A 14,423-nucleotide genomic window follows, 5' to 3' on the forward strand; every position below is an offset into this window, starting at 1 on the left:
TATAGGATATCATAATGTGAAATTTTGAACAATTGTTTTTTAGGAAATCCATCAAAAGAACTGTCAATTTTTTTACTTTCTATGCAAAAGACCTAGAAAAAGCTAAAAAGATACATGCTATAATAAAAAAGGGAGGTGGCGTTATGTATAAGGAAATGAAGTTGAAAACGCATGACCATTCATCCTTGCACCTTTATGTGTGGGATGAGGTGGAAAAACCAATTGGTATTGTGCAAATTGTTCACGGGATGTCTGAACACGGAGCTAGGTACAATTTATTTGCGGAAACTTTGAACAAAGCGGGGTATATCGCTTTGGCTGATGATCATAGGGGGTTTGGCAAAACGGCTTTAAACAAAGAAGGACTTGGGCATATTGAGCCGAGTGATAGTGTACGGAAATTGGTTCTCGATGAGCGAGCTGTGCAACTTTACGCGCAGGAAAACTATCCAGAACTGCCTTACTTTATTTTTGCGCATAGCATGGGAAGTTTTATTATTCGTCTTTTTATGGCGGAATTTAAGACGAACGGCATTATTCTTTGTGGCAGTGGGCTACAACCGCCGTTACTTTTGACTGCAGCAAAGTGGATTTCAAGTCAGAAAATCAAAAAAAATCCATCAAAGCGCAGTGAGATGCTAAATAAATTAGCTTTTTGGGGCTATAATCGTACATATCATGAACCATCGAATTTTAGCTGGCTAACACGCGACCGCAACATACAAAAAGCTTATGAAAAAGATCCTTTCGGAGGACCAATTGTCGGAACAACAGGTTTTTTCCACACACTTTTTACTATGATTGCTGCGTCACAGGCGGAAACAGCTTTTACGTGCGTTCCAGCAAATTTGCCACTACTTTTATTATCAGGGACAGAAGATCCAGTCGGTCACTACGGTAAAGATATTCCAAAACTTGCCGTTACTTTGGCTAAAAATGGCGTGTCTGATGTGACTTACAAGCTATACGAAGGCGCCCGCCACGAATTAATTAACGAAACATGCAAGGAAACCGTATTTGTAGATATTATTCGCTGGCTTGAGGCGAAAAGGTCAGACAACTAAAAAACAATATGTGCTTATAAACGTTTGTGCAGCAAATTTTTTGTTGAAAAAAGAGGCGGGGATTTCCCCTGCCTTTTTTTATCTGATTTGTCCTTCGCCAAAAATGATGTACTTAGTGGAGGTGAGTTCTTGTAAGCCCATTGGACCTCTGGCGTGCAATTTTTGTGTGCTGATGCCAATTTCAGCACCAAAGCCAAATTCAAAACCATCCGTGAAGCGCGTTGAAGCATTAATATAGACAGCGGCTGCGTCCACTTCATTTTGGAATTTTAGTCCAGTAAAATAGTGATTTGTCACAATCGCTTCCGAATGCCCCGTACCATAGCGATTGATGTGCGTAATAGCCTCATCTGTGCTCTTCACGATCTTAACAGCTAAAATGAAGTCCAGAAATTCAGTTTCGAAATCTTCTTCAGTTACAGGCACACTTTTTGTTAAAAAGGAGCGCGCTAAGTCATCGGCTCGAAGTTCAACTTGAAACGGCGCAAGCGCCGTTTCGATAATTGGAAGTAGCTCTGAAGCAATAGCCTCATGAATTAAAAGTGTTTCACAGGCATTACAAACTGATGGGCGCGACGTTTTAGCATTCACTAATATCCGTGTAGCCATCTCAAAATCGGCGTCTTGATCAATATAAACGTGACAATTTCCTGTCCCCGTTTCAATAACCGGAACCGTGGCTGTGTCAAGCACGGTCTGAATAAGTCGTGCTCCACCACGCGGAATGAGTACATCTAAATATGTATTTAGGCGCATTAAATCGCGGGCAGTTTCTCGCGACGTATCTTCCACAAGCTGAATTGCCGTTTTAGGGAAGCCGGCAAGTTCAATCGCTTGCCGCAAGATGGCGACGAGCGCTCTATTCGAATGAATGGCCTCACTTCCGCCTCGTAAAATGACAGCGTTCCCTGTTTTAAAAGAAAGGGCAGCTGCATCAACGGTTACATTTGGTCTTGATTCATAAATAATCCCAATGACACCAAGGGGAACTCGTTTTTTCCCAATTGTAAGCCCTGCCTCATTTTGGAACATCTGGTCAACATGACCGATTGGATCCGCTAATTCAGCGATTTGCAAAATACCGTTTGCCATATCATGGATTCGCTCTTTAGTAAGGCGTAAACGGTCGAGCATCGTGTCTGCTGTTCCATTTTGTTCCGCATCTCTAATATCTTTTTCGTTAGCAGAAAGAATAGCTTCGTAATGCGCGATTAATCCGTTTTTCATTTCAACAAGTGCGGCATTCTTTTGTTTCGTACTAGCCAGAGCTAAGAAACGGCTAGCGTCTTTTGCGAGTTTGCCTTTAGTTTGTAGTTCACCCATTTAAGATATCCTCCTTTTTTTGCGCGAAAAGCGTTCCAACTTGATCACCAGAAATAATGGAATAAATAATTTCGGGATTATTCCCGTTTGTGAGTACCATTTTTTGATTGTTTTGTAAACACAGACTTGCAGCAGTAAGTTTTGTAAGCATACCACCAGTACCAAATTCAGAGCCTTTTCCACCAGCAAGTTTTAAAATATCAGCAGTGATTTCATTGATTTCGTTAAACATCATAGCATTAGGATTTGTAAGTGGATTCGTATTATAAAAGCCATCAATATCCGAAAGCATAATGAGTAGCTCAGCTTGAATGAGTTCAGCGACAACAGCTGATAAGCGGTCATTATCACCAAATTTTGTAATATGCTCAATTTCTTCCACCGCAACCGTGTCATTTTCATTTACAATTGGGATGGTCCCTTGTGAGATAAGCATTTCAAATGTATTGATTACATTTTCACGGCTAATAGGGAAGTCTGTCACGTCGCGCGTCAGTAAAACTTGTCCAACAGTGTAGCCATATTCACCGAAAAGTTTGCTATAAATATGCATCAATTCGCTTTGACCAACAGCCGCAATCGCTTGCTGTTCAGGAATTGTTTTTGGACGTTCTAAAAGTTGCAATTTTCGACAACCGACGCCAATCGCACCAGAAGATACGAGGACAACTTCCTTACCTTCATTACGAAGCTCAGACAAAACGCGAGCTAGTTTTTCAATAGTTCGCAAATTAATATTGCCATTTTCATACATAAGTGTACTCGTTCCAACCTTCACTACAATTCGTTTACACTGCTTTAAAGATTCACGCATTTTTCGTTCTCCTTCTTAAAATAGAATAACTCTATTTTACTATAAAATGGAGTTTTTACCAGCTAATTTTCACAAAAAAAGCTAGCCTCCATATTAGAAGCTAGCTCAGATAGATTGTGCGCAAAACGTTTCAGCTAACAAGCTATAGACTTTCTAAGCAGAACGTGTCGTTTTAGGCTCTTTCCCAAGTCGTGAAACCTGTCTTAGTCCCGTACTCATAAGAGTCAAGATAACAACCCACGCGACGATAATAAGCACAATTTGTTTAAACGCGATTTGAGGTAATGGATTGAGCGGGCAATCCCATAAAAAGTGGAGGACAATTGGAATGATAAACAGTTTCCAAAACTGTCCAGTAAATAAGTGCTGCATTTCCAAATTTTCGCTGCCTTTTTTAGCAAGAACAATCGCTGCACCAGTAATTGCAGCCCAAGCTACATGTCCACCAATCGACTGCCAACCACGTGAGAAAATAATTTCGAGCATCGTATCGCTTGCGAAAGTAACATTTTTGGTTAAAGCAAATGCCTCAAGGCTATAATTGAACGCATATCCTAGCGATTCAAACGCTGCAAAGCCAGCCCCAACAGCCGCACCAATTAAAAGACCATTTAATACATACTTAGAACGAAGTGATTTAATGAAGAGTGCAACAATGACCATTTTTCCTGTTTCTTCAATAATTCCAACAAGTAAAGCATTAAAATAATTTAGTTTCCCAACAGGAATAATGCTATACAAAATTAGAGTTGCAACGAGAGCCGCAACGCCCCCAATGAAAAACATTTTCACAACGTCAAAAATACTAATATTTCGCGGCGCATTTGTTTCAAAGAAGAAAACAAGTGCAGAAAACGGTACCGTAAATGAACCAATTACCATAAGTCCAGGAATCGTATTCGCATTTCCAAAAATATATGTACACGCAAGAAGTAATCCATAAGTGATAGCGAGAATAATAAATACTCGGGAGTATACCCAAGGTTTTGGCCATGAAGCAGAAATCATATTTTCAGAAGGAGTAGTACTTTCTGTCCCAACAATGAAAATCTTATTCGCTTCACCTTTCTTATGTTTTTTAAAAACATCTCGAAATAAATCGCCAACCTTTAGATTTGCATGTTCCTCTTCACCAGTTAAATGATCAATACTGCTTAAAACCCCGTTTCTATGCTGTTTTAAATGAGATTTAAGAGAAGATTCCTGTAAAGGCTGCCAGTCACTTTCTCCCTCTTTTTGAACTTCAGTCAATTCATTTATTTGATGTTTTCGGAACAGTGTTTCCAGTTCGGCTTCAGTATAGGGCCCTTTTTTCTGCCCATCTTTATTTACATACCAGCGTTCCATAAATTCTCCCCCTCGTTTGTTAGTCATAAAGTACATTCCACCAATCTTTAAAATTTAAACCAAAAATAAAAAACACCTTCCTTTAAAAGTGTTTTTTATTTGGCAAACAATTAAATTTTATTCAATTTTTCTGCTTGCTTAAGAGCAAATTGTAAACTTTCAATTAAATAATCTTTAGCAGCTTCAGAAAGCGCCTTTTTACCTAAAAGTAAGTTTTCTTCAAGTTCCAATTTTTCACAGACTGCTTCAACATAAATGGTTATGTCAGGAGAAACTTTCGCATGTTGTTTTTCATAAGAGGGAAGATCATTTTCGCCAAGTAAGTAATCAACACTTACACCATATAATTTTGCTATTTTAGCAATCATTTCCAAGTCAGGCTGACGCAAGCCATATTCCCAGTTTCCATAAGTGGATGGGGCTTTTAAACCAATTCGTTTTGCTGCCTCAACTTTTGACCAACCCTTTTTTTCGCGTAGAAATTTAAGTCTTGCACTTAAATCCGCCATATATACCACTCCTAGTCGGTGATTCGATTTATTAATTCAGCGTTATCCAAAATAAACTGGATATTTTTTCTAAGAAATTCAGCACTATGAGGTTTTAGTGGTTCATCTCCAAAAGCCAACTCATTCGCATCTAATAATTTCTCAGATATGTGCTCAAGTTCAAGTTTAATATTTTTATTTGGGTTTTGTTTTTTGTTTTGTACCTCATCATCTTCACCGATTAAATAGTCTACCGTAACATCATAAAGTGTTGCAATTTCTGCTACTGTCGATAAATCTGGTTCACGTATCCCGTATTCCCAATTTCCATATGTAGAAGGGGCATTTAAGCCAAGACGCTTTGCAGTCTCTCTTTTTGTCCAACCGCGTTTTTCTCGTAAGTTTGTCAACTGACGGCTTAGTTTTGTCATGTTTTTCATCTCCTTTACACATATTATACAATATTATACACAAATAAAGTATAAAACAACCCGATACGAATTGCAAATAAATTGACATACACTTTAAGAGTTGCTAAAATGTTGTTATAAACTCATATTGTGTGAAAGGAGACTTACTAAGATGGAACAGTTAAACACCAAAAATATCAATGTGAATAAAATTAGAGAGATTCGCCTTGGTAGAGGTATTACACAAGCGTTTATATCGCGGGAGATGGGCTATAAATATACAAGTGGCTATTCCAATGTTGAAAAGGGTTTAGTCAGACTATCTTATCAAAATGCGCTAATTCTAAGCGAAATATTAAACTGCGAGTTAACAGATTTCTGTGACTAAAATAAGGAAAACAATGCAGTAGTAAAAGATAATTGAGCTAAACTAAAATACTCACACATAATAAGGCTGTTGATTTATCATCAGTCCAGAAAAGTAAGCGTCTCTACAATTTAAAAGAGGCGTTTTTTATATGGTTGACAATGCGCTTAAAATCACATAGAATGAACCAATCTATTGAAGGACAGGAGCTGTAAGGATGAAGAAGAACAATGATTCGCTTCCAACGATTATCCTTAAAATGATGCAGGAGCGAAATTATGAGCTAACACTTGAAGAAAAAAACGAAGCATTTCAATATCTCGAAACACAACATACACTAAACCCAACTAACCTCAAAATCACTCATGCATTTATTCGCCTTTTAAATCAAAGAGCAGAATATAAAACGGCTAAATCAATTGGTCAAGAATTTTTAATGATGACAGGCTACAACAAAGAAATTTTAAGTGAGCTGGCCAGTACATATCAAAATTTAGATGAAATGGATCAATATTTTATGCTCGTTCGACAATTCACAAGTGAAGAAAATCGAATGCAACAAGAAATAGAGAGCAGAGACAATATTATTCCATTTCCTAAAAAGTTAATTGCTAGAAAACCACAAGCTGATTTTCTTTCTTTGAATAGCCAAGACCAACTTGTTTTCTTAAGTGAAGTTAACAAGTCTGATATTGAAACACATAAAGCAAATTTTACTGCTACTTTATCGGATAAAAAAGCTTCGCCGTTTGTACAATCTGTCATTTTTGAACTGTTTCATGAATGCCAAATTGATGAAAACGTTTTAGTTTGTAAACTGGGTGAGGAAGCTGTTTTTAATCCTAAGTCCTTTGAAACGGATTCTTTTTTGGACGAACTGGAAACAGAACTAGCTTTAGTTTTGGAAAATGATAATCCGGTATTATTCATGCAAATTTTTCAAATGGTGCAACATCATTACTTCATGTTATTCCCATTTTCCTTTAAACCTAAAAATGTTTCTTTATGGGTAGAGTGCTATATTCTTTGGGCAAATGAGCTATATAATCAAGAAGAAGGAACAATAGCGAGTGATTTATCTGAAGAAGTTGAAAATGGCCTTAATTTCATCCGAAAATTAGAAGCAAGTGGGCAAAATTATTTATTTTAATTTGTTTTCAAAACATATGTTTTTATGTTATTATGGTTGAGTATGGCTGAATCTTGTCATGAAATGAATTTTAAATCGAACTAAATAGATGATGGAGGGAATATGACCATGTCAGTAAAATGGGAAAAAAAGGAAGGTAACGTAGGTACACTTTCTTTTGAAATTGATCAAGAACAAATTAAATCAGGTTTAGATAGAGCTTTCCAAAAAGTTCGCAAGACGCTAAACGTGCCTGGATTCCGTAAAGGTAAAGTTTCTCGTCAAATCTTTAACCAACGTTTTGGGGAAGAAGCACTTTATCAAGATGCGCTTGATATTCTCCTTCCAGAAGTTTACACGAAAGCTGTTGAAGAAGCTGGAATCGATCCAGTAGATACACCACAAGTTAATATCGAGTCAATGGAAAAAGGCGAAAACTGGAAATTGTCTGCTGAAGTGACTGTAAAACCAGAAGTTAAACTTGGGGACTATAAAGGATTGGAAGTTGAAAAACGCGATTCCGAATTGACTGATGAAGAAGTGGCAGAAGAACTTAAAACTTTGACTGAGCGTCAAGCTGACTTAGTTGTAAAAGAAGAAGAGCCAGCAGCAGATGGGGATACTGTAGTCATTGATTTTGAAGGTTTCCATAACGAAGAACCTTTTGAAGGTGGTCAAGCGGATAACTATTCATTAGAATTAGGTTCTGGCCAATTCATTCCAGGATTCGAAGAACAATTAATTGGTGCAAAAGCTGGCGATGAAAAAGAATTAAGTGTGACTTTCCCAGAAGAGTATCATGCTGAAAATTTAGCTGGACAACCTGTCGTGTTTAAAGTAAAAGTACATGAAGTAAAAACAAAAGAAGTACCTGAACTTGATGATGAACTAGCTAAAGATATTGACTCAGAAGTAGAAACAGTTGCTGAGTTAACGGAGAAAGTAACAAAACGTTTGAAAGAAGCTAAAGAAGATGCTGCTGTTCAAGGAAAACAAGATGAAGTGATTGCGAAAGCAGTTGAAAATGCAGAAGTAGACATTCCACACGCAATGATTCATCACGAAGCGGATCATTTGATGAACCATTTTGCTCAAGATTTGCAAGCGCAAGGTCTTACTCCAGAATTGTACTACCAATTCACTGGACAAACAGAAGAAGCAATGCATGCACAAATGGAAACAGATGCTGAAAAACGTGTGAAAATGAATCTCGTTTTAGAAGCTATCGCGGAAGCAGAAAACATTGAGCCTACTGAAGATGCTATTGATGCTGAAGTAGCTACTCTTGCAGAAAAATACGGAATGGAAACAGATGCTGTCCGTGCTGCTCTTGGCGATTTAAGTGAACTTAAATCTGACCTTAAAATCCGTAAAGCCATTGATGTTTTAGTGGAAAGTGCTGTTGAAAAATAAGCAAACAGTCATTTGAAGCAAAACAGCCAAAAGGGCATGAGAATCTTCTCGTGTCCTTTCTTTATAGTAAATGAATAACTAGAATTTCTTTTTCTATAGTGCTATGATAAAATCATAAGGTCGAAAAGATTTCGGCTGAATAGAACGAAGGGGTGAAGAAGATTTGTTCAAATTTAATGATGAAAAAGGCCAATTGAAATGCTCCTTTTGTGGAAAATCACAAGATCAAGTTCGAAAACTTGTTGCCGGACCTGGCGTCTATATTTGTGATGAATGTATTGAGCTTTGTAATGAAATCATTGAAGAAGAATTAAATGTTTCGGAATTCGTTGATTTTGGTGATGTTCCAAAACCTCAAGAAATTCGACACATTTTAAGTGATTATGTAATTGGACAAGAACGTGCAAAAAAAGCATTATCTGTAGCTGTATATAATCATTATAAACGAGTCAACTCTAATGAGTCTTCTGAAGACGAGGTAGAGCTTTCAAAAAGTAATATTTGCTTAATCGGTCCGACGGGTAGTGGGAAAACACTCCTTGCTCAAACACTTGCACGCATTCTAAATGTACCTTTTGCGATTGCCGATGCAACATCATTAACGGAAGCTGGTTATGTTGGAGAAGATGTTGAAAATATCTTATTAAAACTTATTCAAGCTGCTGATTATGATGTTGAGAAGGCTGAAAAAGGCATTATTTATATTGATGAAATTGATAAAGTAGCGAGAAAATCAGAAAATCCATCCATTACACGAGATGTTTCTGGTGAAGGTGTTCAACAAGCACTTCTTAAAATTTTAGAAGGAACTGTTGCTAGCGTTCCGCCTCAAGGTGGTCGAAAACACCCACATCAAGAGTTTATTCAAATTGATACGAGTAATGTTTTATTCATTGTTGGCGGGGCATTTGATGGCATTGAGCAAATTGTTAAGAACAGAATGGGTGAAAAAGTAATCGGCTTTGGAACGGAAAATGAAGTTCTAAAAGAAGAGGAAACTTATTTATCAAAAGTCGTCCCTGAAGACTTGCTTAAGTTTGGTTTAATTCCGGAATTCATTGGGCGTCTTCCAGTTATTGCTACTCTTGAACAATTAGACGAGGAAGCGCTTATCTCCATTTTAACTAAACCAAAAAATGCTCTTGTTAAGCAATATCAAAAAATGTTGGAACTTGATGATGTTGAGTTAGAATTTGAAGAAGAGGCGTTGCGTGAAATTGCGAAAGAAGCCATTCATAGAAAAACTGGTGCCAGAGGACTTCGCTCGATTATTGAGAGTATCATGCTTGATGTGATGTTTGAAATTCCTTCACGAGATGACATAGCAAAATGTATCATCACAAAAGATGCTGTGACAGGTGATGAGGAACCTAAACTGCAGTTAGAAGATGGTTCTGTCATTCCGATTAAAACCTCTGCTTAAGTAAAAAGCCGGTATTCTTATAGAATACTGGTTTTTGCATATTAAAGGGGCATTTTATTATAGCTTTCAAACTTTTTCATGCTATAATCAAGAAAATGAAATGGATGGAATGAGGGGTCTTATGGAAACGAAGAACAAAGAACCTAAGTCAGCCATATTTGGATGGCTAAAGGTCATTTTATTAGCGCTTATTATTGCGTTTGGAATACGCTACTTCCTCATCTCACCAGTCACTGTTTATGGGGATTCTATGGATCCAACTTTACATGACGGGGAACATTTATTTATTAACAAGATGGCTAATCCCGATCGATTCGATATTATTGTTTTCCCAGCCCCCGATGAAGAGGGAGCTGAATATATCAAACGTGTCATTGGTCTACCGGGTGATACAGTTGAATATCGTTCAGATGAGCTTTATATTAACGGGAAAAAATATGATGAACCATACTTAGATAGTGAAAAAGAAAGTATCACAAGTGGATATTTAACAGAGGATTTTAAACTAAGTGAATTGCCTGCTTGCGGTGGCGTGAATAAAGTTCCAAAAGGTGAACTATTTGTTTTAGGCGATAACCGCCGAATAAGCAAAGATAGTCGCTATATTGGTTTTATTAAAGAGGACGATGTTCTTGGTAAAGTAATTTCGTTTGGCAACACTTTACAAAGATAAGCTTTATATGACTTTACATCAAAAAAAATAAATGGGATAATAGGTCATGTTGTCTATTTAAGGACACAATATTTATTATGTATGTGCATGAGAGGAAGTCGCAAATGGAAGAAAATGAAGTGAAAAAGAAATCAAAAAAACAGCAAATTTTTAGTTGGGTACTTGTTATTGCTGCAGCGTTAGTAATTGCACTTCTTGTTAGAACTTTTGTTTTTGCTCCAGTAAAAGTAGATGGATTATCTATGTATCCAACATATGAAAACGGGGATCGCGTTTTTATTGAAAAAATAACTGGTCCTGATCGCTATGATATTGTTGTGTTTGATGCACCGGTTTCAACTGGCGACGAGGGGAAATACTTCATTAAGCGTGTTATCGGCATTCCTGGTGACAAAATTGAGTTTAAAAATGGTGAGCTTTATCTAAATGGAAAAAGGCATCCAGAAACTTATCTTGCGGACGGTATGAAAACATACCGAGAGCCGGGGGACGGGGACGGGGATTTCACTTTAGCAGATGTAACTGGTAAAAGTGTTGTACCAAAAGGAAAGCTGTTTGTTTTAGGTGATAACCGTGAAGGAAGCATGGACGGACGCATGTTTGGCTTTATTGATGATTCATCGATTGATGGTGTTGTGCTCCAGTTTTCAAAAAAATAAAGTAAATCCGCGAGATTATCTCGCGGGTTTTCCTATTCATGGCTATTTTTTTCGTATATAATGAAAGTATGGAATTAATTAGTAGGCGGTGCAATAAAGTTGAAGGAAAAAAATCTTAAAAGATTATGGGCATGGATCTGGGCGGCGGTAGTTGCGATTATACTCGCTTTATTTATTCGCTTTTATTTTTTTGTTCCAATCATTGTAGACGGTGTTTCGATGATGCCAACATTAACAGATGGTAATCGCGTTATTATCAATCGTTATGGCTCTGTAGACCGATTTGATGTAGTCGTTTTTCGCGAAGATGGAACGGATTATATAAAACGTGTCATTGGGTTCCCAGGTGATGTCGTTGAATACAGAGGAGACACACTTTATATTAACGGAAAAAAATATGACGAACCATATTTAGACGAGTATAAGAAGAAAATGAAAGATGGTTATTTGACGGAAGATTATAGTACAAAAGAGATGCTTCCAGATGGTAAGGTGCCAAAAAACACTTATTTTGTGTTAGGTGACAATAGGAGAGCAAGTCGAGATAGTAGAATCATTGGACCAGTTTCAGAAACGAAGATGGTTGGGACTGTTCCTGTTTGTTACTGGCCTCTTGCAGATGCAAAATTTATTGAGTAGGAGTAGACATTTCATGACAATTCAATGGTTCCCAGGTCATATGGCGAAAGCTCGTCGAGAAGTGACCGAAAAATTAAAACTTGTAGATGTGATTTTTGAACTAGTGGATGCTAGAATCCCACTATCATCATCAAATCCAATGCTTGAAGAAATCATTCATCAAAAAAAACGCGTGATTATCCTAAATAAAGCGGACGCAGCAGACGATAAAATAACAAAGGAATGGATTGCCTATTTTAAAGAAAAAGGTTTAAAAGCAGTTCCTGTCAATGCGCAGCAAGGCAAAAATCTCCATGCAATTGAACGTGCAGCCGAAGAGCTTATGGCTGAAAAATTTGCACGTCTAAAGGAGCGTGGAATGCGTCCAAGGGCTATTCGTGCTATGATTTTAGGAATCCCTAATGTAGGAAAATCTACACTTATAAATCGACTAGCCAGAAAAAACATTGCTAAGACGGGGAATAAACCAGGTGTCACAAAAGCACAGCAATGGATAAAAGTGGGCAAAACACTTGAATTACTTGATACACCAGGAATTCTTTGGCCGAAGTTTGAAGATCAAGAAGTAGGGTTTAAACTAGCACTTACAGGTGCAATTAAAGACGATCTTTTAAACATGGAAGAAATTGCCTTATACGGTATACATTTTTTAGAGCAACATTATACAACAAAATTAACAGAATGGCTGGATTTCGTTAGTGCAACAGACGATACAGAGATATTAGCCCAGATTGCTACAAAAAATGGTTATTTTGATAAATATCATGATCCTGATTATGGACGCGGAGCAGAGTGGATAGTGCGCGAAATTAGGCAGCAAAAAGTCGGCAAAATCTCCTTTGACTTACCAGAATTGGGTGATAAAAAGTGAGTCACTCAATAAACGAAATAAAACAGATTATAAGTGAAGTTAATACAGAAAAGGAACTCTCTCCTTTTCTTCAAGATGAGCGAATAGGGGTTAAAAAGCTCGTTGAAAAAGCGCGTAAACGGATTGAAAAAGTATATCAGCTTCAAGAAAAAATGCGTGAGATGCAAATTTTTGAAAATGAGGCTCGGCAAAAAGGTTTTCGCTATGTTGCGGGCGTCGATGAAGTTGGTCGTGGTCCGCTTGCGGGTCCTGTTGTTGCGGCAGCTGTTATTTTGCCGGAGGATTTTGATGTGCTCGGAATAAATGATTCCAAGCAACTTAGTGAGACAAAACGAGAAATTCTTTTTGATGAAATTAAGAAAAAAGCCATTACCTATCATGTTGGGATTGTTTCGCATTCTATTATTGATGAAGTCAACATTTATGAAGCAACTAAAATTGCGATGAATAAGGCAATTGACGGACTTTTGCCGTCGCCTGATTTTACTTTAATTGATGCGATGCCATTAAAACGCTCATCTACTGAACAATCAATTATTAAAGGTGATAGCAAAAGTATCTCAATTGCGGCTGCTTCTATTTTGGCTAAAGTTACGCGGGATCATTTAATGAAAGAATATGATAAGAAATATCCAGGGTATGATTTTGCTCATAATATGGGATACGGAACGAAAAATCATTTAGAGGGGTTATCGAATATCGGTCCCTGTCCGATTCATCGAAAGACATTTGCACCTGTAAGATCGTATTTTTAAGTTTAAAGTAGCTTAAAATAAGTTGAACAGATTATGAAAAGAGTATTTCTTAGGAAGTACTCTTTTTTTATGCTTGAAAAAAGTTATTTTTGCCATTTGTCAAATTATAACTTTTACGTAAAATAGAAAAAAAGGAGGCTAAGATATGGATTTACTTAATAAAAACACATGGCAGGAATTATTGTATTTGCCTGCAGTTCTTAGAGCAAGAATTTGGCAATACTGTTTAGATAAAGAATGTTTCTCTTATGAAGAGCATGAATTTCAAACATTATTTTTAGAAAATGAAGAGGGGTTAGGGGTCGAAGATATTACAACGGAACTTTCAGAGTTTGAAGACTCTGGAGGTCAGTTTCTGTTTTATTTTGATGAAGAGTATCCAAGTCAGTTGCGTGAAATTCAAAACGCTCCACCAATTCTTTTAATCTACGGAAATATAGCACTACTCTCCAAACCTTCTATATCAGTCGTTGGAACACATAAAATGAGACATTACGGGAGAGCGGTAACTAAATTTTTAACAATAGGACTTTGTAAACAAAATATAGTAGTTGTAACTGGGATTCTGCATGGTGTCGAAGAAACTGCGACGAGGAGTGTTTTAAAGGCAGAAGGGCACTTAATTTGTGTGTTACCATCTGGTTTTAATGTACCATATCCCCATAACAATGAAGAATTATTTGAAAGAATAAAAGTGGGAGAAAATGTTCTAGTTAGTGAATATTTACCAAGCCAGCAAGCTAGAAAAAGTTTTTTTGAAGAACGTAGTAGAATCATGAGTGGATTGGCAAAAGGTGTGCTCATTACAGAGGCGGAAGAAAAAAGTGGCTCACTAGTGACGGCAAGCTATGCACTCGAGCAAAATCGAGAAATTTTTGGAGTTCCAGGAAATATTTTTGCAACTGGGTCTAGTGGAACAAATGGCTTAATTTTGGAAGGTGCGAAACTTGTCTCACAGACTATGCATATAATAGAAGAAATTAACTAAATATGAAGAATTTATAACTGAGCGAAGTGATTTGGCTTGCAATTCCTGTTTTTTTGATAT

General features: G+C 37.2%; 16 protein-coding genes. 11 read left to right on the plus strand and 5 right to left on the minus strand.

All coding sequences use genetic code 11. The features are described from left to right. Positions 1 to 143: 143 nt before the first annotated feature. Positions 144 to 1,064, plus strand: a complete 921-nt coding sequence (locus tag R8923_RS04630; protein WP_485871589.1) for an alpha/beta fold hydrolase — start codon at positions 144 to 146, stop codon at positions 1,062 to 1,064. Positions 1,065 to 1,142: 78 nt separating this feature from the next. Here the strand turns inward: R8923_RS04630 and R8923_RS04635 are convergent, their stop codons facing one another. The 5 genes from R8923_RS04635 to R8923_RS04655 form a co-directional block, all read right to left on the minus strand. Next, complete coding sequence (locus tag R8923_RS04635; protein WP_485871590.1) at positions 1,143 to 2,387, minus strand: glutamate-5-semialdehyde dehydrogenase; 1,245 nt, start codon at positions 2,385 to 2,387, stop codon at positions 1,143 to 1,145. Continuing rightward, positions 2,380 to 3,201 carry a glutamate 5-kinase gene (gene proB / locus R8923_RS04640; protein WP_485871591.1) on the minus strand — a complete coding sequence of 274 codons (822 nt, stop codon included), beginning with the start codon at positions 3,199 to 3,201 and terminating at the stop codon, positions 2,380 to 2,382. Before proB ends, R8923_RS04635 begins: the two co-directional genes overlap by 8 nt. A gap of 153 nt (positions 3,202 to 3,354) precedes the next feature. After that, positions 3,355 to 4,548, minus strand: a complete 1,194-nt coding sequence (locus R8923_RS04645) for a PrsW family glutamic-type intramembrane protease (RefSeq protein ID WP_485871640.1) — start codon at positions 4,546 to 4,548, stop codon at positions 3,355 to 3,357. A gap of 110 nt (positions 4,549 to 4,658) precedes the next feature. After that, the gene (locus tag R8923_RS04650; RefSeq protein WP_485871592.1) at positions 4,659 to 5,057 is read right to left on the minus strand and encodes a helix-turn-helix domain-containing protein; all 399 of its coding nucleotides are present in this window, start codon (positions 5,055 to 5,057) and stop codon (positions 4,659 to 4,661) included. Between the two features lie 11 nt (positions 5,058 to 5,068). Next, positions 5,069 to 5,467, minus strand: a complete 399-nt coding sequence (locus R8923_RS04655; protein WP_485871593.1) for a helix-turn-helix domain-containing protein — start codon at positions 5,465 to 5,467, stop codon at positions 5,069 to 5,071. A 151-nt stretch (positions 5,468 to 5,618) separates the two neighbouring features. Here R8923_RS04655 and R8923_RS04660 point away from each other — a divergent pair, with 151 nt between their 5' ends. The 10 genes from R8923_RS04660 to dprA all read left to right on the plus strand — a co-directional run bounded on the left by R8923_RS04660 (position 5,619) and on the right by dprA (position 14,363). Continuing rightward, positions 5,619 to 5,834 (plus strand): helix-turn-helix domain-containing protein, encoded by a 216-nt coding sequence (locus R8923_RS04660; RefSeq protein ID WP_485871594.1) that lies wholly within the window; start codon positions 5,619 to 5,621, stop codon positions 5,832 to 5,834. A gap of 196 nt (positions 5,835 to 6,030) precedes the next feature. After that, positions 6,031 to 6,963, plus strand: a complete 933-nt coding sequence (locus tag R8923_RS04665; RefSeq protein WP_485871595.1) for a tetratricopeptide repeat protein — start codon at positions 6,031 to 6,033, stop codon at positions 6,961 to 6,963. Between the two features lie 108 nt (positions 6,964 to 7,071). After that, a complete protein-coding gene (gene tig, locus R8923_RS04670) occupies positions 7,072 to 8,355 on the plus strand; it encodes a trigger factor (RefSeq protein ID WP_485871596.1) in 1,284 nt (427 codons plus the stop codon). 163 nt (positions 8,356 to 8,518) lie between these two features. Further along, positions 8,519 to 9,778: an ATP-dependent protease ATP-binding subunit ClpX gene (clpX, locus tag R8923_RS04675; protein WP_485871597.1), complete on the plus strand. Its 1,260-nt coding sequence runs from the start codon at positions 8,519 to 8,521 to the stop codon at positions 9,776 to 9,778. A 121-nt stretch (positions 9,779 to 9,899) separates the two neighbouring features. Next, complete coding sequence (gene sipX / locus R8923_RS04680) at positions 9,900 to 10,451, plus strand: type I signal peptidase SipX (RefSeq protein WP_485871598.1); 552 nt, start codon at positions 9,900 to 9,902, stop codon at positions 10,449 to 10,451. 104 nt (positions 10,452 to 10,555) lie between these two features. Continuing rightward, positions 10,556 to 11,110, plus strand: coding sequence for a type I signal peptidase SipY (gene sipY, locus R8923_RS04685; RefSeq protein ID WP_485871599.1), 555 nt, complete (start codon positions 10,556 to 10,558; stop codon positions 11,108 to 11,110). A gap of 99 nt (positions 11,111 to 11,209) precedes the next feature. Further along, positions 11,210 to 11,749, plus strand: a complete 540-nt coding sequence (gene sipZ, locus R8923_RS04690) for a type I signal peptidase SipZ (protein ID WP_485871600.1) — start codon at positions 11,210 to 11,212, stop codon at positions 11,747 to 11,749. Between the two features lie 13 nt (positions 11,750 to 11,762). Continuing rightward, positions 11,763 to 12,620: a ribosome biogenesis GTPase YlqF gene (gene ylqF, locus R8923_RS04695; RefSeq protein WP_485871601.1), complete on the plus strand. Its 858-nt coding sequence runs from the start codon at positions 11,763 to 11,765 to the stop codon at positions 12,618 to 12,620. After that, positions 12,617 to 13,375 carry a ribonuclease HII gene (locus tag R8923_RS04700; protein ID WP_485871602.1) on the plus strand — a complete coding sequence of 253 codons (759 nt, stop codon included), beginning with the start codon at positions 12,617 to 12,619 and terminating at the stop codon, positions 13,373 to 13,375. The genes ylqF and R8923_RS04700 overlap by 4 nt, the downstream gene beginning before the upstream one ends. A 145-nt stretch (positions 13,376 to 13,520) precedes the next feature. After that, complete coding sequence (gene dprA / locus R8923_RS04705) at positions 13,521 to 14,363, plus strand: DNA-processing protein DprA (RefSeq protein ID WP_485871603.1); 843 nt, start codon at positions 13,521 to 13,523, stop codon at positions 14,361 to 14,363. Positions 14,364 to 14,423 lie beyond the last annotated feature (60 nt).

The sequence above is a fragment of the Listeria tempestatis genome (assembly GCF_963575625.1).
Classification (GTDB): Bacteria; Bacillota; Bacilli; order Lactobacillales; family Listeriaceae; genus Listeria; species Listeria tempestatis.